The organism is Arthrobacter sp. Z1-9 (genome assembly GCF_054792695.1).
Window position 1 is genome coordinate 466,833 of sequence record NZ_CP096456.1, and the last position, 16,905, is coordinate 483,737.

Below are 16,905 nucleotides of genomic sequence, written 5' to 3' on the forward strand. Positions count from 1 at the left end.
AGCGTGGTCACCAGCCGCAACCCCGATGACCTCCCGGCCTTCAACGGCAAACTGGTGGAGGAGATTTCAGAGGGCCAGCACGCCGGCCAGACCGCCTGACCTCCGGGCCGGGCGCGGGCCCGCGGGCCTGATTGGCCCGCCTTGCCGCCCTTCTGAGTCCGCGCTGTTCCCTCAGGGATGCAGGAAAACTTCCCGCGAAGGGGAATTACTCCAGCCGGTAGAGTGTTGGAGTCTGCAGCGACGCTGATCGCGCACCACTTCCGCAACTCCCTGAGGGAACACCCATGTCTACCGAAGTTTCTCCGAACGCCAGCGGCCAGTCCGTTCAAGCTGCAGGAACCAAGCGCGCCGCACCGGAGAAGATGTCCCGAGAATCGGTGACCATTATCAGCACCCTGCTGGTGGCGACGTTTGTGGTGATCCTCAACGAGACCATCATGAACGTCGCCCTGCAGCGGCTCATGGTGGAACTCCAGGTGGACGCGCCCACCGTCCAGTGGCTGTCCACCGGATTTATGCTCACCATGGCCGTGGTCATTCCCACCACCGGGTTCATCCTGCAGAGCCTTTCAACGAGGGCCGTGTTTATGCTGGCCATGGGTCTGTTTGCCGGCGGCACCGCCCTCGCGGCCGTGGCCCCCGGCTTTGAGCTGCTCCTGCTGGCCCGCATCATCCAGGCCGGCGGTACGGCCATCATGCTGCCCTTGCTGATGACCACCATCCTTACCCTGGTTCCGGTGGCCAAGCGCGGCGCTGTGATGGGCAACGTCAGCATCGCGATTTCGGTGGCCCCGGCGATGGGCCCCACGGTTTCCGGCCTGATCCTTGAGCACTTCAGTTGGCGCTTTATGTTTGTGTTCGTCCTTCCCGTGGCCCTCGCCGCTCTTGCCATTGGCGCAAAGTACCTGACCAACATCGGGGAAGCGGAAAAGACAAAGCTGGACGCTCTCTCCGTGGTCCTCACCGTCCCGGCGTTCGGCGGCCTGGTCTACGGCCTGAGTCAGATCGGCGGCGGCCACGGCGGCCAGGCCGGCCCGGGCGCCGTCGCGATCACCGCTCTGGTCATCGGCGTTGCCGGCCTCGCGGCCTTTGTCATTCGCCAGTTGCAACTGCAGAAGGCGGAAGCCCCGCTGCTTGACCTGCGCGCGTTCAACTTCCGCATGTTCACCGTTTCGGTCCTGCTGATGGTGGTGGCCATGATGGCGCTGTTTGGCGGCGTCATCCTGCTGCCCCTTTACCTGCAGGAGATTCGCGGCCTGGGCTCCCTGGAGACCGGCCTGGCGCTCCTTCCGGGCGGCCTGGCGATGGGCCTGCTGGGACCGGTGATCGGCCGGCTGTTCGACAAAGTGGGGCCGTTGCCGCTCACCATCACCGGCTCCGTCCTCATGGTGCTGGCTCTCTGGCAGTTCTCAATGCTCGACGCCGGCACCTCCGTGGCCTGGATCGTCACCCTTCACGTGGGGCTGAGTTTCGGGTTGGCACTGCTCTTCACCCCGGCGTTCACCACCGGACTGAACCCGCTTCCGCCGCACCTCTACTCGCACGGGTCCGCCATCATGAGCACCACCCAGCAGGTGGCCGGCGCCGCCGGCACCGCCCTGCTGGTGTCCATCTTCGCCGTTGTTTCCGCGGCGTCGGGCCTCGTCGCCGGGATGAGCGCCGCCTTCCTGACGGCAACGGTCATAGCCCTCACCGCCGTCGTACTTTCAGCGATGATGCGCAAGACCGAAGGTGCCGGCCCGGGCCACGGCGCCCACTGACCCAACCAGGTAGCGCTAAGTGACCCTTCTATAGTTCGTCAAGCCGTGGAGGGGTCCGTCTTTGTCGCGTTGAGGGTTCGGTAGATCTGGCGGGCGAGGTAGCGTTTGATGCACCGCCGGATTTCCCTTTTGGTCCGTCCTTCGGCTTGTCGTTTCTCGACGTAGGCAGTGGTTTTGGTATCAAAGGCCATTCTGCTGACCGCGACTCTGTGCAGGGCTTTGTTCAGGGTTCTGTCGCCGCCGCGGTTGAGTCGGTGCCGGACGGTGTTGCCTGAGGAGGCCGGGATTGGGTTGACGCCGGCCAGGGAAGCGAAGGCGGCCTCGGAGCGTACGCGGCCCTGGTGGGACCAGGCGGTGAGGCAGATGGCGGCCGTGACGGGGCCGAAGCCGTTTTCCTGGAGCAGCGGTGCGGCTTCGCTGATTTGGACCAGTTCGGTGATCTGGTCGTTGTTGGTTTTGATGTGCGTGTCGAGCTTCCTGATGTGCTGGGCGAGCCGGATAGCTTCGGTGCGGGCAACGGACAGCGCCAAGTGTTCTTCACGGGCCCGCCACCGGGCGACCTCGGCGATCTGGGTGCCGGTGAGGGGTTTGCGGGCGTCCAGGCCAAGGTCGTTCACCCGGAGCAGCGCGGTGAGCGCGTTCACGGCCCGGGTCCGGTCGGTGGTCATGGACTCACGGGCGCAGACCAGGATGCGCAGGGCTGCGCGGACGCCTTCGTTGAGCCGTGGCCTGCGCAGTTGCTGCTCGCGAAGGGGCAGTACGGCCGCGGCGATCCGGTGGGCGTCCAGCGGGTCGGACTTGCCTACCCCGCGGTGGGCGCGGGCATCCATCCGTGCGGCTTCAGCGACAGGGTAGCCGGCCGCGCACACGGCACCGGCCAGCAGGGCGCCGTAGGACGCGGCGCCCTCGATCACCCACAAGGTGGCCAGGTCGGCGCCGGTTAGGCGGGCCACCCAGGCAATGGCCCGGTTGATACCAGCACCGGTCGTGGGGAAATCCCGGGTCTGAAGCAGTTGCCCGGTTGCGGGATCGATGATCGCGTAGACATGTTTTTTCGCGTGGGTATCGACTCCCACGACAAACGGGTAGGAATGAGCAACGATAGACATAGCGGTTCTGGCACTTCCTCTATTCGCGGATACGGTCAGGGCCGCACGCGGCCGGTACCAGCCCGGGTAGAGGTCACTTCGGAACAGCACTGTGACGAGCCACGCCCCCCTAGAGGGGGCGGGCAACCTTCTGATCAAGTCACCAAAGTGGGCCGGGAAGGTACCGGCCGGCCCACCCCGCAGACGGACAAGTCACTTGAACGGCACCCTGAGGGGGCCAATCGTTTTGTGAGTCACGACCACAGCGCGGAACGGCCAGTACCAACTCTGCCAGCCAGTCCCGGACCAGCCACCCCAATCCTCACAGTCGTTTTGAACCCTCAAAACGACACTCTGCGCTACTTGCTTGGGTCAGCCGGCGTAAAAGTCTGCGAGTTCCTTGATCAGCCTGTCCGGCGCCTTGATGACACCGTCGTGGCCGTGGCCGGGCAGGATGGTGTAGCTGGAGCCTGAGAGGACGTCGTGGATCTGGCCGCAGGCCACCCCGAAGTAGGCCGGGCTCTTTTCGCCCACCACGATCAGGGTCTCCAGCGGAAGCTCCAGGAACGGCTCTGCCGGCATGTCCGCGGCGATGATCGCCTTGATTTCCCGGACACCGGTCCTCATCATCTCGCGCTGCTGCTTGCCCTCTGTCGTCCCGGCGGTCAGCTTGTTGGCCAGGGTCAGCATGGAAAGCGGCATGCGGGACGAGAACGCACCGCCGGCTTCAAGCCCGCGCTGCAGGACGGCGAGGGCGCGGTCGTCATCCCCGGCAGCGGCGGCGCGCTCGTACTCTGCGGTCCAGTCCGCTTTGACGCTGTGGTTCACAGACACGGCGGGATCATAGACAGCAAGCCGTTCCACCGGCAGCGTACGGGCGGCGTGAAGGGCAACCGCCCCGCCGAAGCTGTGCCCGAACACATCCGTGCTGGACGTGTGCTTCATGACCGTTGACAGGTCCCGGATGTCCACATCCAGGGTGTAATCCTCCGGCTGGGGCGATGAGGAACCCCGGCCGCGGCGGTTGAAGGTGTGGACCGGGCGGCCCAGCGCTGCGCTGAGCTTCTGCGCGAACTTTGTATAGTCCGCGGCGGTCACCATGGAAGGCGGGACAATAACAACGCCCGAGCCGGCGGAAGCGAATTCCGCGCCGGTGGAGAAGAGCTCCAGCGTGCCGCCGTCGGGGGTCCTGATGTTCTCACGCGTCATGTTCCGAGCCTAGCTGAGCAATCTGAACACAGGCACCATGTCGGCCTGCCCGCAACCGGGAGCCGCACCAACACTGTCAGCCGAGGCTTTTGATGATTACCGCGCTTTGCCCGCGGATGGCGGCCAGTTCATTGCCCAGCCCGCAGAGGATGAGTGCGGCATCTGCCGCCTGCAGGGGCGAGCCGGGTGTTGCCATTCCGTCTGCCCGAAGACTGATCAGGGATTCGACCAGGCGGAAGGCAAGGTCGCCCGGGTCGGCTCCTGACGCGACGTCAGGGTGGGTGGGGGACAGCGATGCCCCCAGTTCCCTGTACAGGTTGCGCAGCTCCTGCCGGTCCGCCAGGAAACGGGCAAAGCGCGCGCTGCGGGCCTCAGGCAGGAGGTAGAGGACCCCGAGGTTCCAGCGGGCGCTGCACAATTGCGTTCCATCGTAGAGCGCGACGGCGTGGAGCCGGCTTCCGGCCGGAGCCTTGCTTGGCGGCAGGGCCGCCACCGCGCGCGCAAACTGCAGCCCGCCCAGCACGGTGCCCTCCAGCAGGTCCTCAAGGATGTCGTCCTTGGTTTTGAAGTGGTGATAGAGGGATGACTGCCTGATCCCCACGGCATCAGCGATGGAGCGGGTGGACGTGTTGGCGAACCCCTGGCTGGTGAAAAGCTCGGCCGCAGCGTCCAGGATTTCGTCACGGGCGGTGGCGCCCGGCCTGGAGGGCTGTTGGCTGCGGGGTCTCCCTGGTCCGGCTGAAGTCATCGCCTCATTCTTGCACCCCCATCCCGCCCCTTTCAGCGCTCCAGCTGGAGGTGAGGGGACGGAAATAAAGCCGAAACAAGATGTCTATGTGCCTTTTACAGAGGCGAAACTCTTTGGGGACATCACGCTGGAAAACTATCAAGTGACCGGTATTCCGCAGCCATCGGCCGAGTGCTGCACTACCGGAAGGCTCCACCCCAACGCCGTTCCAGCCCCCGGAGAATCCGATGACTTCAACCGTTCTTCCCACCGTCCATGCGGACGATGCGGACCTGACGTCCCTTGGCTACGAGCCCACGCTTCACCGGAAACTCGGCCGCTACGCTTCATTCGCCGCCGGTTTTTCCTTCGTGTCCATCCTGACCACCATCTTCCAGCTGTTCGCCTTTGGCTACTCGTTCGCCGGGCCGGCCTTCTTCTGGACCTGGCCGGTGGTGCTGGTGGGCCAGTTGCTTGTGGCCCTGAACTTCGCGGAACTCGCGGCCCGCTACCCGCTCTCAGGGGCCGTGTACCAGTGGGCACGCCGCGTGGGTGGCGAGGGCGTGGGCTGGTTCGCCGGCTGGTTCATGGCCATCGCCCAGGTGGTCACCGCGGCCGCCGCCGCGATCGCACTGCAGGTGGTGTTACCCCAGCTCTGGGACGGGTTCCAGATAGTGGGCGGTGACCCGGCGCTGAATACCGTGACCGGTGCCGCCAACGCAGTCATCCTGGGGGCAGTGCTCCTCGTGGCCACCACCATCATCAATTCCCTCGGCGTCAAGCTCATGGCCCACGTCAACTCCGTCGGCGTCACCTGCGAAATCGTCGGCGTTGTGGCCGTCATCCTCGCACTCATCAGCGCCGCGCAGCGCGGGCCGGAGGTCGTCGCGGACACCACCGCGCTCCAGGGCTCAGACCTCGGGGCCGTCGGAGCCTTCCTGGTATCCGGACTGATGGCCGCCTATGTCATGGTGGGCTTCAACTCCGCCGGCGAACTGTCCGAGGAGACCAAGGACCCCCGCCGTACCGCTCCGCGCACCATCCTTTCGGCCCTGCTCATCTCCGGAATCGGCGGAGCGCTGATGATCATCACCGCCCTGATGGCTGCACCAAGCCTTGACGACGGCCGGCTCGCCACCGAAGGCCTGCCCTACGTCCTCACCGCAGTCCTGGGCACCTTCTGGGGCAAAGTCCTGCTGGTGGACGTGGCCATCGCCATCTTTGTCTGCACCCTGGCCATCCAGACAGCCGGTTCCCGCCTGGTGTTCTCCATGGCCCGGGACGGCAAACTGCCCGCCTCTGCACTGCTGTCCTCCGTCCACCCCACCCGCGGTACGCCCATGTGGCCCTCGATCGTCATCGGCGCCCTGGCCGTTGGTGTGCTGGCCATCAACGTGGGCAACGCAGCCTTGTTCACCACCCTCTGCAGCGTCTGCATCGTGATGGTCTACATCGCCTACCTCCTGGTCACCGTGCCGCAGCTGCTCAACAGGCTCCGGGGCGACTGGAACCGGGTGGGACAGACCATGCCCGCAGGACTGTTCTCACTCGGCCGCTGGGGACTGCCCGTCAACATCCTCGCCGTCCTTTACGGAGCGCTGATGGTGGTCAATCTCGCCTGGCCCCGGCCCGAGGTCTACGACCCCACCGGCGAAAACGGCATCCTCCTCTACTCAGCACCGCTCATGGTGGCGGTGGTCCTGCTCCTAGGACTCTGGGTCCGGCGCAGGAACCTGGCAACCAACGCCTGAGCCACAACTTCACAGGCTTGGCCAACAACAGCTTCGAAAACAACCACGCGGACCAACACAGGATTGACATGACACAAGTAACCGAAAATCCAGCAGCCGGTACGGCCACCACCGCAGGCGCCCGGGCCCATGCGAGGGAGCAGCACGGCAGGACCGTCGAGACCATGCGCTCCGTGCCGGCTGCTTCTGCCCCGGCCCGGCTCACAGCCGGCCTGGCCGATGCCGCAATCGCAAACCTCACCTGGGCCGAATCCCTGGCCTTCGGCCGCTACACCACAATGAACCTGGCCCGCGGCACCCGGATCAGGCTCACGGACACCTCCGGTGATGCCTGTGTGCACGCCCTCCTCTACCGCGCCGGTGCCCTGCACGAGCGGCTCAACATAGCCGACACCGTGAAGGTCCCCTGGCAGGCCTACCCCGGTGCCGGCCACCCGCTCCTCTCTGACGCCGGCCGGCTGATGGCCACGATCGTCACCGACACCTCGACCCGGCACGATGCCCTGACCGGGGCCACCACCCTGGAAGGCAACATGGTCCGGTACGGCGCAGGAACCGCCCACAGCGCAACCCCGGCAGCCCGCGAACTGCTCACCCTTGGCGCCTTGAAGAGCGGCCTGGGTCCCCGCGACGTGGCACCCTCGCTGTCCCTGTTCAAGGGCATCAGCGTTGACCCCTCCGGCCGCATCACCTTCACCGGAAGCGCCGGCCCGGGCGCCGCCGTCGAACTCCTGCTCCAGATGGACTCTGTGCTGGTCCTTGCCAACACCGCACACCCGCTGGACCCGCGCGCAGACTTCGCCGGCACCGCCGTCGACATCATTGCCTGGCACGCCCCGCAGGACCTTGCGGCGCTGGAAGCGGGCACCCTCACCGGCACCCTGGCTCCGGAACACCTGCAGGCACTGCACAACACCGAACACGACCTGACCGCAAGGAACGCCCGATGAACACCGCCACCTACACCGATCCCAGCGCGGACGCACGAAACATTGCCCTCACACCGGGCGCAGTGGTCCTTGACGAATTCGTCGAAGCCCGCGGCCCCTGGTCCGCCGTGGTGGCTGCCGGAGACGTGCTGACCATCGTGGACCTGGAAGGCAACCAGGCCGTGGACTGCCTGCTGTATGCGGCGGGTGACACCACCGTCCGCTACTCAGCCGCCGTCACCATCGCCCGGCAGCAGTCCATCGTCCTGACCACCGGTTCCGTCCTGCGGGCGGAAACCGGGCTGCCCCTCATGACCGTCGTGGCAGACGAGGTGGGCGTCCACGACACCATCGGCGGAGCCTGCTCCCAGGAATCCAACACCCTCCGCTACGGCCAGCACACCCGCGAACAGCACGCCTGCGTCGAGAACTTCCTGATCGAGGGCTCACGCTGGGGGCTCGGGAAGCGGGACCTGGTGTCCAACATCAACTGGTTCATGAATGTTCCGGTGGACCCGGACGGCGCCCTGGGAATTGTCGACGGACTGTCCGCCCCCGGAAAGCGCGTGGCCCTGCGGGCAGAGGTGGACACCCTGGTGCTGGTATCCAACTGCCCGCAGATCAACAACCCGTGCAACGGCTTCAACCCCACCCCTGTCCGTATGATCGTCACCCGGCCGGAGGCAGCCCAGTGAACACGTTTGACACCCTCCTGATTGCCAACCGAGGCGAAATCGCCTGCCGCATCATCGAGTCCGCCCGCAAACTGGGACTGCGTACTGTGGCCGTGTTCTCCGACGCGGACCGCGGCGCCAAGCACGTCCGGCTGGCGGACGAAGCTGTGCTCCTGGGTCCGGCGCCGGCGAAGGAGTCCTACCTCCGCATCGATGCGCTGCTCGCGGCGGCCAAATCCACCGGCGCCGGCGCCATCCACCCCGGCTACGGCTTCCTGTCCGAGGACGCCGCCTTCGCAGAGGCCGTCGAGGCCGTGGACTTGGTCTTTGTGGGACCCACCGCCGAACAGCTGCGGATCTTCGGCACCAAGCACACCGCCAGGGATGCCGCACGCGCAGCGGGAGTGCCCATGATCGCCGGGTCCGGGCTGCTGGCCGACGTTGACGACGCCGTTGCCGCAGCCGCCGCGATTGGCTTCCCGCTGATGCTCAAGGCCACCGGCGGTGGCGGCGGAATCGGCATGACGGTCTGCCGCACGGTAGCTGAACTCGTGGAAAGCTTTCCGCGCGTGGCCCGCCTGGCCGGCGCCAGCTTCGGCACCGCCGGCGTGTTCGCTGAGCGGTACGTCGAAAACGCCCGGCACGTTGAGGTCCAGATTTTCGGCGACGGCGAAGGCCGCGTAGTCAGCCTCGGTGACCGTGACTGTTCCCTCCAGCGCCGCCACCAGAAGGTCCTCGAAGAGGCGCCCGCACCGGACCTCCCGGAGGATTTGCGCGAGGAACTTCACCGCAGCTCCCGCGCCCTTTGCGCATCCCTCAACTACCGCTCCGCCGGAACGGTCGAATTTGTCTACGATCCGGTCCGCCGCGAGGCTTCCTTCCTTGAAGTGAACGCCCGGCTGCAAGTAGAGCACCCTGTCACTGAAGCCGTCACCGGTGTGGACCTCGTGGAGTGGATGCTCCGCTTGGCCCAGGGCGGCAGCGAGGCCGCAACGGTCCTGGCGGAAGTACCGGACAGCCTGCCGGTGTCGGGCCACGCGGTGGAAGCACGCGTTTACGCCGAGGACCCTGCCCGAGGCTTCCAGCCCAGCGCCGGCACCATAACCAACGCCGTCTACCCCGCGTCCGGGGACGTCCGCGTGGACGCCTGGGCCGAGACCGGCACCGAGGTTTCCACCAACTACGATCCGCTCCTGGGCAAGGTCATCACCACCGGGACGGACCGCGCCGAAGCCCTCGACCGGCTCGCCGCCGCGCTCGCCGGAACCCGCATCGACGGGATCGAGACCAACCTCGGGATGCTCCGCGCGGCCACGGGGCTGGACGTGGTCCGGGCCGTACAGCATTCCACCAGCACCCTGGACAACGTAGGGGACCCGGAGCCGCGCATCACCGTGGGCCGGCCGGGCCTGCAGACAAGCGTGCAGGACTGGCCCGGCAGGACCGGGCTCTGGCAGATCGGTGTACCACCCAGCGGTCCCATGGACGACCTGTCATTCCGGCTCGGCAACACCGCCCTGGGCAATGCGGAGGGTGCTCCCGGCCTGGAATTCACCATGACCGGCCCCAGCCTGACCTTCACACACCGCACCACCGTCTGCGTCACCGGCGCCGAGGTAACAGTGACAGTGGACGGGACGGAGGTGCCCACCTGGGCATCTGTCACAATCCCTGCGGGCGGAACGCTCGACGTCGGCACCGCCGGCGGCAACGGGCTCCGCGGCTACATCCTGTTCCAGGGCGGCCTGGACATCCCGCAATACCTGGGCAGCGCCTCCACCTTCACCCTGGGCCAGTTCGGCGGCCACGCCGGACGGGTCCTCCGCTCCGGCGACGTGCTCCGCGCAGTTGCCCCGGCCGTCTCTGGAGCCGCAAATGCTGAAGAAGCGCCGGTAGCGGCCGTACCGCTGGACAGCCGGCCGGCTTTGACCTCCGCCTGGGAACTGACCGTGGTGGAAGGGCCGCACGGCGCACCGGAGTTCTTCCAGCGCGAGGACATCGAGGAGCTCTACGCCTCCGACTACGAGGTCCACTTCAATTCCGCCCGCACCGGTGTCCGCCTCATCGGCCCCAAGCCGCGCTGGGCACGGACCGACGGCGGCGAGGCGGGCCTGCACCCGTCTAACATCCACGACACCGCGTACTCGGTGGGAGCCCTGGACTTCACCGGGGACACACCCATCCTGCTCGGTCCTGACGGTCCCAGCCTGGGCGGGTTCGTCTGCCCGGTCACCGTGGTGACCGCCGACCGCTGGAAGCTCGGCCAGCTTCGGCCCGGCGACAAGGTCCGGTTCGTACCCGTCCGGGTGAGCCAGGCGCCGTCGGCCAAGGACCTTGGTCCGGGCCGGCAGCTGGTGCTGCCTGGGGACGCCGGCTGGTCGGCGGACATCTCTACCGTTACTCCGGGATCCGCGCCCGCTGCCCGCACGGCGCGGGGGGATGGCGACGACGGCGTGCTGGGCCGTGTGCCGGAAGGCTCGGGAAGGCCGGCGGTCACCTACCGCCGCTCCGGGGATGACAACCTGCTGGTCGAATATGGCGAGATGGTCCTGGACCTTGGGCTCCGGGCCCGGGTGCACGCCCTGCACCAGCACCTCGAGCAGCTCCGCGTGCCGGGAATCGTGGACCTTACCCCGGGTATCCGCTCCCTGCAGGTCAAGGTGGATCCGTCCGTTCTGTCCACGAAGCGCCTGCTGGACATTGTCCGGGAAGTTGAGTCCGCACTGCCGGCGAGTTCGGAGCTGGTGGTTCCCAGCCGCACCGTCCGGTTGCCGCTCTCCTGGGACGATCCCGCCACCCGTGAAGCGATCGAACGCTACATGGCAGGTGTCCGTGATGACGCCCCCTGGTGCCCTTGGAACATCGAGTTCATCCGGCGGATCAACGGCCTGGAATCCGTCAACGACGTCTTCGACACCGTTTTCAACGCCGAATACCTGGTCCTGGGCCTCGGCGACGTCTACCTGGGCGCCCCGGTGGCCACCCCACTTGATCCGCGCCACCGCCTGATCACCACCAAATACAACCCGGCCCGCACCTGGACGCCGGAGAACGCGGTGGGCATCGGCGGCGCCTACATGTGCATCTACGGTATGGAAGGACCGGGCGGCTACCAGTTCGTGGGCCGCACCACGCAGGTTTGGTCGCGCTACGCGGACTCTGCCCCCTTTGAGCCAGGCTCACCATGGCTGCTCCGCTTCTTCGACCGGATCTCCTGGTACCCGGTCAGCCCGGAGGAACTCTTGGACCTGCGGGCCGACATGGCCGCCGGCAGGGGCCGGGGTGTGGAGATCGAGGACGGCACGTTCTCGCTGGCCGAACACGACGTGTTCCTCGAGGAAAACCGCGAGTCCATCACGGCGTTCCGCGAGAAACAAGGCACGGCGTTCGCCGTCGAGCGGCAGGCCTGGGCCGACGCCGGGGAGTTCGACCGCGCGGACGCGCTTGCCGCCGTTGTGTCACCGGTGGCAGACGAGGTAGTCGTCCCCGAGGGCGGAGCCCTCGTCTCCGCACCGTTTGCTGCAAGCGTTTGGAAAGTGGATGTGGCGGCCGGGGACCGGGTGGCGCAGGGCCAGCCGCTGGTGTCCCTGGAGGCCATGAAGATGGAAACCGTGCTTGAAGCGCCGTGCGACGGCGTGGTCCTGCAGGTCCTGCCGACTGCGGGCTCGCAGGTGATTGCGGGCGAAGCAGTGGTAGTCCTCGGCGGCGTGGATGCCGAACCCGCGCCCGCAACTCCGGACGCTGACCGGGAAACACAGGGGCTGGAAGCACCGGAACTGGAAGAGGCAGCAGTATGAGCAAAGCAACCATCGGCGCTGCCACCAAACGGGTCCAGGCCGCCCTCGCCGGATTGGCGGCAGTGGACCGCCCCGAAATCTGGATCACCCTCCGCGGTGCAGACGAACTGCTGGCCGAAGCTGCGGACATAGACACGGCCGTTGCCGGTGGCACTGACCTGCCGCTCGCCGGGCTCCTGCTCGCCGTCAAAAACAACGTTGACGTCGCAGGGATCCCGACGACGGCGGCATGCCCCGGCTTCGCCTACCAGCCGGAGAAGGACGCCGAAGCAGTGGCCCGCCTCCGTGCCGCCGGTGCCCTCGTCCTGGGGGCCACCAACCTTGACCAGTTTGCGACAGGCCTTGTTGGTACCCGAAGCCCGCACGGTGCGGTCCGCGATTCCCGCCGCCCGGACTTTATCTCCGGCGGCTCCAGCTCCGGCTCCGCAGTTGCCGTGGCCTTGGGGCTGGTGGATATCGCCATTGGCACCGACACGGCAGGATCAGGCCGCGTGCCCGCCGGGCTGCAGGGTATCGTGGGCATCAAACCGACGCTGCATGTCGTCTCCACGGATGGGGTGGTGCCTGCCTGCCGGTCCTGGGACGCCGTCACCATTTTCGCCCGCCACCTGTCCACTGCCGAGCTTGCCATGGGTGTGATGGCGGGGGGAGTCCGGGCCTGGCCGGCGGACATCCACCTGGCTGCGCCGGATAGGCCGCGGGTGGCCTACCCCGCAACCCTGCCGGGACTGCCGGAGGCCTGGGCCTCCGAATTCCATCGGAGCATTAACCGGCTGCGGGACGTGGGAGTGGACACGGAAGCCATTGAGTTTGGCGCCTTCCTCGAGGCAGCCCGGCTCTTGTACGACGGCGCGCTGGTAGCTGAGCGCTATGCCGCCGTCGGTGATTTCCTTGACAAGGCCGACGCCGGTGCGCACACCCAGGCGGGCATCGATCCCACGGTGGAACGCATCATCCGGGCAGCGGGCACGGTGCCCGCGCATCGCTACGTCAACGACACCGCCAAGCTGGAAGTATTGAAGCGAAAGGCGATGGCACAGCTGGAAGGTTTCGACGCCCTGCTGATCCCCACTGCCCCCTTCCACCCCACCCTTGCCGAGGTGGCGGCTGACCCTGTCGGCGTGAACTCATTGATGGGCACGTACACGAACTTCTGCAACCTGTTCGACCTGTGCGCGGTGGCTGTGCCTGCCGGTGACGTGGACGGTGCGCAGTTCGGGGTGACCGTGGTGGGCAGGACCTTCGACGATGCTGTTGCCGCCGACATCGCGCGCCTGCTGGAGGCAACCCCGGCCGTTCCGGCACTCTTCGCCGACGGCGCCGCACCGGCAGCCGGGCAGTCTGCGGGCCCGGCGGCGTCGTCATTCCCCTGGCCCGTAGCTGCCGGGGCCGTCACCGTACCCCTGGTGGTGGTGGGCGCGCACCGCAAGGGCCAGCCGCTGGCGCCGCAACTGGAGGAACTCGGTGCTGCCTGGGACGGCCCGGTACGTACCGCCGCCCGCTACCGCATGGTATCCCTCGACACCGTGCCGCCCAAGCCGGGCGTGTACCGCTCGGACGACGGCGGCGCGGAGCTGGTGGGGGAGCGGTGGCTGTTGTCCGAAGCGGGGCTGGGCTCTTTCCTGGCTTCCCTCCCGGAACCCATGCTGCTCGGGTCGGTTGAACTTTCGGACGGTTCCAGGGCTGTTGGATTTGCCTGTGATGCTGTCGCGGCTGCCCGCGGCGAAGACATCACCCGTTATGGCGATTGGCTGGCGGACCGGAACGGGCCGGAAGGCGGGGCGGAGCAGCAGGAGGTGCGAAGCGTGTGGCAGAACCTGGGGGACGCGGCGCTGGCCGGATTCAGCCGTGGCGCCTAGCCCTTGAAGTATTCGGAAATGTCGGAGACCAGTTCGTTCACTGCCGCGGGGATGGAACCGTGGAAGCCCTTGGGGGAGAGCTCATAGGTGCTGCCGGGGACGGCTGCGTGCAACCGCTCCGCCGTGGCCTTGTAATAGCTCGGGCTCTTGCCGCCGGCCATGAAATGGGTGTTGGCGGGCAACACGCTGAAATCCCTGGCGTGGTCCGCCTCGTTGTAGGCGGCCCGCAGCTCACCGACGCCGCTGGGCATCACCTCGCGGAACATCCTGTTGACCTTCGTCCGGGACAACAGGGCCATCAGCCCGGCGAGCACGGGCTCGGGGATCTTCGCCATCGCCGAACCGGGGCTTGTGGCCTTTTTCATGTGCGCGAGGGCGTGGCCCACCTTGCCGCTGTCCACGGCGTTCTCGAACCCGTCAAGCCAGCCGGTGTCGATGCTGCCATCGATATTGACGGCCGCGTCGTACACGGCCAGCTTGTCCGGCACGTAGGAGGTTCCGGTGAACTCCTGCACGGCGTTCAGGGCCACCGAGCCGCCCAGGCTGTGGCCGAGGATATTCCGGGCGCCGGTGGCGTCCAAGACGGCACGGACATCGGCGATCTCCGTGGCCATCGAATAGCCGTCCGGTTGCTCGGAGGAGCTTCCGCGTCCGCGGCGGTCGTAGACGTCAACGGCCCACCCCTCGCCCAGGCCCTTGGCCAGTGCAACGGAAAAGGGCCGGTAAATCAGGGCAGTCAGGAACGCGCCGCCGATCAGGAGCACCCGGCGGTCTCCCGGCGCATCCTCGGTGCCGTAACTGTATAAGGCCAGGCGGCCGCCGTCGTGCGTTGGAAGGACCTGTTCTTTCACCACCCCATCCTAGGCGGGGGCCCGCTGCTGGCTGGGAAGCGGGGCCTGCCCAACTCCCGGTAAACTTGATGATTGTGACTTCCCAAAACACCCCCTCGCCCAAGAACTCCCCAGAGCCGCTCGATGCCAGCGAGCAGATGCGGATCCGCATGGAGAAGCGCGCCAAACTGATCGAGCGCGGCGCCGAGGCGTACCCGGTGGGTGTGGAGCGGACGCACTCGCTCTCCGAGATCCGCGAAAAGTACGCCCACCTCCAGGCGGACGACACCACGGGCGACATCGTAGGCGTCACCGGCCGCGTGGTGTTCGTGCGCAACACCGGAAAGCTGTGCTTCGCCACCCTCCAGGAGGGCGGCACCGACGGCAAGGGCACGCGCCTGCAGGCAATGCTCAGCCTCGCCAACGTCGGCGAGGAAGCGCTAGCCGACTGGAAGGCGCTGGTTGACCTCGGCGACCACGTGTTCATCAAGGGTGAGGTCATCTCCTCCCGCCGCGGCGAGCTTTCCGTTATGGCGGAGTCCTGGTCCATGGCCTCCAAGGCGCTCCGGCCGCTGCCCGTACTCCACGCGGAGCTGAATGAGGAAACCCGCGTCCGCCAGCGCTACGTGGACCTGATGGTCCGCGATGAAGCCCGCGAAATGGTGTACACCCGCGCGGCCATCACGCGCTCTATCCGCGAGACTCTCTTCCGCCACAACTACGTGGAAGTTGAAACCCCCATCCTTAATCTGGTCCATGGCGGTGCGCTGGCGCGCCCGTTCGAGACCCACATGAACGCCTTCGACCAGAAGATGACCCTGCGCATCGCCACCGAGCTTTACCTCAAGCGCGCCGTGGTGGGTGGCATCGACCGCGTCTACGACATGGGCCGCGTGTTCCGCAATGAGGGTGTGGACTCCACCCACAGCCCGGAATTCACCACCCTTGAGTGCTACGAGGCGTGGGCGGACCAGTTCGTTATGGCGCAGCGCATCAAGGAGATCATCCTCGACGCCGCCGACGCCGTGGGTGCCGGCCGCGTCCTCCAGACCGAAGCAGGGGAGATCAACCTCGACGGCGACTGGGCATGGGTTTCCGTCTACCCGGGCCTGTCCGACGCCGTTGGCCAGGAAGTCACGCCGGAGACTTCGCTGGAGGTACTGCGCGAAATCGCCGAAAAGCACGAGGTCAAGGTTGATCCGAAGTGGGACGCGGAGAAGCTGGCCGTGGAACTGTTTGGCGAAATCGTGGAGCCCACCCTGCTGAACCCCACCTTTGTTTACGACTATCCGCCCTCTGCCCAGCCGCTGGCCCGCCCGCACCGGGAGGACGGCCGGCTGATCGAGGCCTGGGACCTGATTATCGGGGGCATGGAGCGTGGCACTGCTTTTTCGGAGCTGATTGACCCCGTTATTCAGCGCGAGCGGCTCACCGAGCAGTCGCGCCATGCCGCTGCCGGTGATGACGAGGCCATGCAATTGGATGAGGACTTCCTGCGCGCCCTCGAATACGGTGCCCCGCCTATGGGCGGTATCGGCCTCGGAATCGACCGCCTCGTGATGCTGTTTACCGGCGCCGGTATCCGTGAAACCATCCTCTTCCCGCTGCTGAAGCCTGAAGGACACTAATCATGGAATACGTTGCTGTGCTCCTGCCCTCACTGGTAGTGGGCCTGCTCTTTTGGTTCGCCATGAAGTCGATTTTTAATGCGGACAAATCCGAACGGCAGGCAGAAGCACAGGCGCAGGCAGAAGCCGAAGCGCGTGCGGCGGCACCGGGGGACCGGCCTGAGCCGGAATCGAATAGATAAACCCCCGGTTTCCCCCTTTTATCCCCAGGAACCATTTGACGCTTTGACGCGTTGCCATAAAAAGAGTCATACTTTTAGGGAAACATCCTGCTTTTCTGAAAACTGAACCCTTTCCAAGAGGAAGACCTTAAATGGCACAGAAAGTAAACATCATCCTCGTTGATGATTTGGATGGGGGATCCGCAGACGAGAATGTTAAGTTTGGCCTTGACGGGGTCAACTACGAGATTGATCTCTCGGCGGCCAATGCCGCTGAACTCCGTTCTTCACTGGAGCGGTTTATTGGCGCCGCGCGTAAGGCTTCCGGGAGCAGCGGCCGGGCCACCCGGACCAAAGCTCCGAGTGGAGGCCGCAGCCACGATTCAGCACAGATACGCCAATGGGCTCGGGAAAACGGCTATACCGTTAACAGCCGCGGCCGAATTCAGGCCGAAATCCAGGAAGCGTACCAAAAGGCCAATTCCTAGTTAC

General features: G+C 66.4%; 13 protein-coding genes and 1 pseudogene. 10 read left to right on the forward strand and 4 right to left on the reverse strand.

Annotated features, from left to right (window positions below; all coding sequences use genetic code 11):
• Positions 1 to 3: 3 nt before the first annotated feature.
• Positions 4 to 99, forward strand: a pseudogene (locus M1D93_RS02180) (peptidase C56); the annotation flags it as partial.
• Between the two features lie 185 nt (positions 100 to 284).
• Positions 285 to 1,760: a DHA2 family efflux MFS transporter permease subunit gene (locus M1D93_RS02185; protein WP_461173572.1), complete on the forward strand. Its 1,476-nt coding sequence runs from the start codon at positions 285 to 287 to the stop codon at positions 1,758 to 1,760.
• Between the two features lie 38 nt (positions 1,761 to 1,798).
• On the opposite strand, the gene M1D93_RS02190 is transcribed toward M1D93_RS02185, so the two are convergent.
• The 3 genes from M1D93_RS02190 to M1D93_RS02200 all read right to left on the reverse strand — a co-directional run bounded on the left by M1D93_RS02190 (position 1,799) and on the right by M1D93_RS02200 (position 4,805).
• Positions 1,799 to 2,869: an IS110 family RNA-guided transposase gene (locus M1D93_RS02190; RefSeq protein ID WP_461172108.1), complete on the reverse strand. Its 1,071-nt coding sequence runs from the start codon at positions 2,867 to 2,869 to the stop codon at positions 1,799 to 1,801.
• Between the two features lie 351 nt (positions 2,870 to 3,220).
• Positions 3,221 to 4,057, reverse strand: a complete 837-nt coding sequence (locus M1D93_RS02195; RefSeq protein WP_461173573.1) for an alpha/beta fold hydrolase — start codon at positions 4,055 to 4,057, stop codon at positions 3,221 to 3,223.
• 76 nt (positions 4,058 to 4,133) lie between these two features.
• Positions 4,134 to 4,805, reverse strand: a complete 672-nt coding sequence (locus M1D93_RS02200; RefSeq protein WP_461173574.1) for a TetR/AcrR family transcriptional regulator — start codon at positions 4,803 to 4,805, stop codon at positions 4,134 to 4,136.
• A 227-nt stretch (positions 4,806 to 5,032) separates the two neighbouring features.
• On the opposite strand from M1D93_RS02200, the gene M1D93_RS02205 reads away from it, so the two are divergent.
• The 5 genes from M1D93_RS02205 (at position 5,033) to atzF (ending at position 13,794) form a co-directional block, all read left to right on the forward strand.
• Positions 5,033 to 6,535: an amino acid permease gene (locus M1D93_RS02205; RefSeq protein ID WP_461173575.1), complete on the forward strand. Its 1,503-nt coding sequence runs from the start codon at positions 5,033 to 5,035 to the stop codon at positions 6,533 to 6,535.
• Between the two features lie 68 nt (positions 6,536 to 6,603).
• The gene (locus tag M1D93_RS02210; protein WP_461173576.1) at positions 6,604 to 7,485 is read left to right on the forward strand and encodes an urea amidolyase associated protein UAAP1; all 882 of its coding nucleotides are present in this window, start codon (positions 6,604 to 6,606) and stop codon (positions 7,483 to 7,485) included.
• Positions 7,482 to 8,159 carry an urea amidolyase associated protein UAAP2 gene (locus tag M1D93_RS02215; RefSeq protein ID WP_461173577.1) on the forward strand — a complete coding sequence of 226 codons (678 nt, stop codon included), beginning with the start codon at positions 7,482 to 7,484 and terminating at the stop codon, positions 8,157 to 8,159. Before M1D93_RS02210 ends, M1D93_RS02215 begins: the two co-directional genes overlap by 4 nt.
• Positions 8,156 to 11,935, forward strand: a complete 3,780-nt coding sequence (gene uca / locus M1D93_RS02220; RefSeq protein WP_461173578.1) for an urea carboxylase — start codon at positions 8,156 to 8,158, stop codon at positions 11,933 to 11,935. Before M1D93_RS02215 ends, uca begins: the two co-directional genes overlap by 4 nt.
• Entirely contained in the window at positions 11,932 to 13,794 is a 1,863-nt protein-coding gene (gene atzF / locus M1D93_RS02225; RefSeq protein WP_461173579.1) for an allophanate hydrolase, read from the forward strand. Before uca ends, atzF begins: the two co-directional genes overlap by 4 nt.
• Here the strand turns inward: atzF and M1D93_RS02230 are convergent.
• Positions 13,791 to 14,645: an alpha/beta fold hydrolase gene (locus tag M1D93_RS02230; protein ID WP_461173580.1), complete on the reverse strand. Its 855-nt coding sequence runs from the start codon at positions 14,643 to 14,645 to the stop codon at positions 13,791 to 13,793. The genes atzF and M1D93_RS02230 overlap by 4 nt on opposite strands.
• A gap of 68 nt (positions 14,646 to 14,713) precedes the next feature.
• Between M1D93_RS02230 and lysS the strand changes: the two genes are divergently transcribed.
• The 3 genes from lysS (at position 14,714) to M1D93_RS02245 (ending at position 16,901) form a co-directional block, all read left to right on the forward strand.
• On the forward strand, positions 14,714 to 16,252 hold the full coding sequence (gene lysS, locus M1D93_RS02235) for a lysine--tRNA ligase (protein WP_461173581.1): 1,539 nt from the start codon (positions 14,714 to 14,716) through the stop codon (positions 16,250 to 16,252).
• Between the two features lie 2 nt (positions 16,253 to 16,254).
• Positions 16,255 to 16,434 carry a hypothetical protein gene (locus M1D93_RS02240; protein WP_461173582.1) on the forward strand — a complete coding sequence of 60 codons (180 nt, stop codon included), beginning with the start codon at positions 16,255 to 16,257 and terminating at the stop codon, positions 16,432 to 16,434.
• 131 nt (positions 16,435 to 16,565) lie between these two features.
• On the forward strand, positions 16,566 to 16,901 hold the full coding sequence (locus M1D93_RS02245; RefSeq protein WP_461173583.1) for a histone-like nucleoid-structuring protein Lsr2: 336 nt from the start codon (positions 16,566 to 16,568) through the stop codon (positions 16,899 to 16,901).
• Positions 16,902 to 16,905: the final 4 nt, after the last annotated feature.

Bases quoted from the DNA above. Each gene is read 5' to 3' on its own strand.
- M1D93_RS02185 (WP_461173572.1), top strand. From the start codon at position 285: ATGTCTACCGAAGTTTCTCCGAACGCCAGCGGCCAGTCCGTTCAAGCT.
- M1D93_RS02190 (WP_461172108.1), bottom strand. From the start codon at position 2,869: ATGTCTATCGTTGCTCATTCCTACCCGTTTGTCGTGGGAGTCGATACC.
- M1D93_RS02195 (WP_461173573.1), bottom strand. From the start codon at position 4,057: ATGACGCGTGAGAACATCAGGACCCCCGACGGCGGCACGCTGGAGCTC.
- M1D93_RS02200 (WP_461173574.1), bottom strand. From the start codon at position 4,805: ATGACTTCAGCCGGACCAGGGAGACCCCGCAGCCAACAGCCCTCCAGG.
- M1D93_RS02205 (WP_461173575.1), top strand. From the start codon at position 5,033: ATGACTTCAACCGTTCTTCCCACCGTCCATGCGGACGATGCGGACCTG.
- M1D93_RS02210 (WP_461173576.1), top strand. From the start codon at position 6,604: ATGACACAAGTAACCGAAAATCCAGCAGCCGGTACGGCCACCACCGCA.
- M1D93_RS02215 (WP_461173577.1), top strand. From the start codon at position 7,482: ATGAACACCGCCACCTACACCGATCCCAGCGCGGACGCACGAAACATT.
- atzF (WP_461173579.1), top strand. From the start codon at position 11,932: ATGAGCAAAGCAACCATCGGCGCTGCCACCAAACGGGTCCAGGCCGCC.
- lysS (WP_461173581.1), top strand. From the start codon at position 14,714: ATGATTGTGACTTCCCAAAACACCCCCTCGCCCAAGAACTCCCCAGAG.
- M1D93_RS02240 (WP_461173582.1), top strand. From the start codon at position 16,255: ATGGAATACGTTGCTGTGCTCCTGCCCTCACTGGTAGTGGGCCTGCTC.
- M1D93_RS02245 (WP_461173583.1), top strand. From the start codon at position 16,566: ATGGCACAGAAAGTAAACATCATCCTCGTTGATGATTTGGATGGGGGA.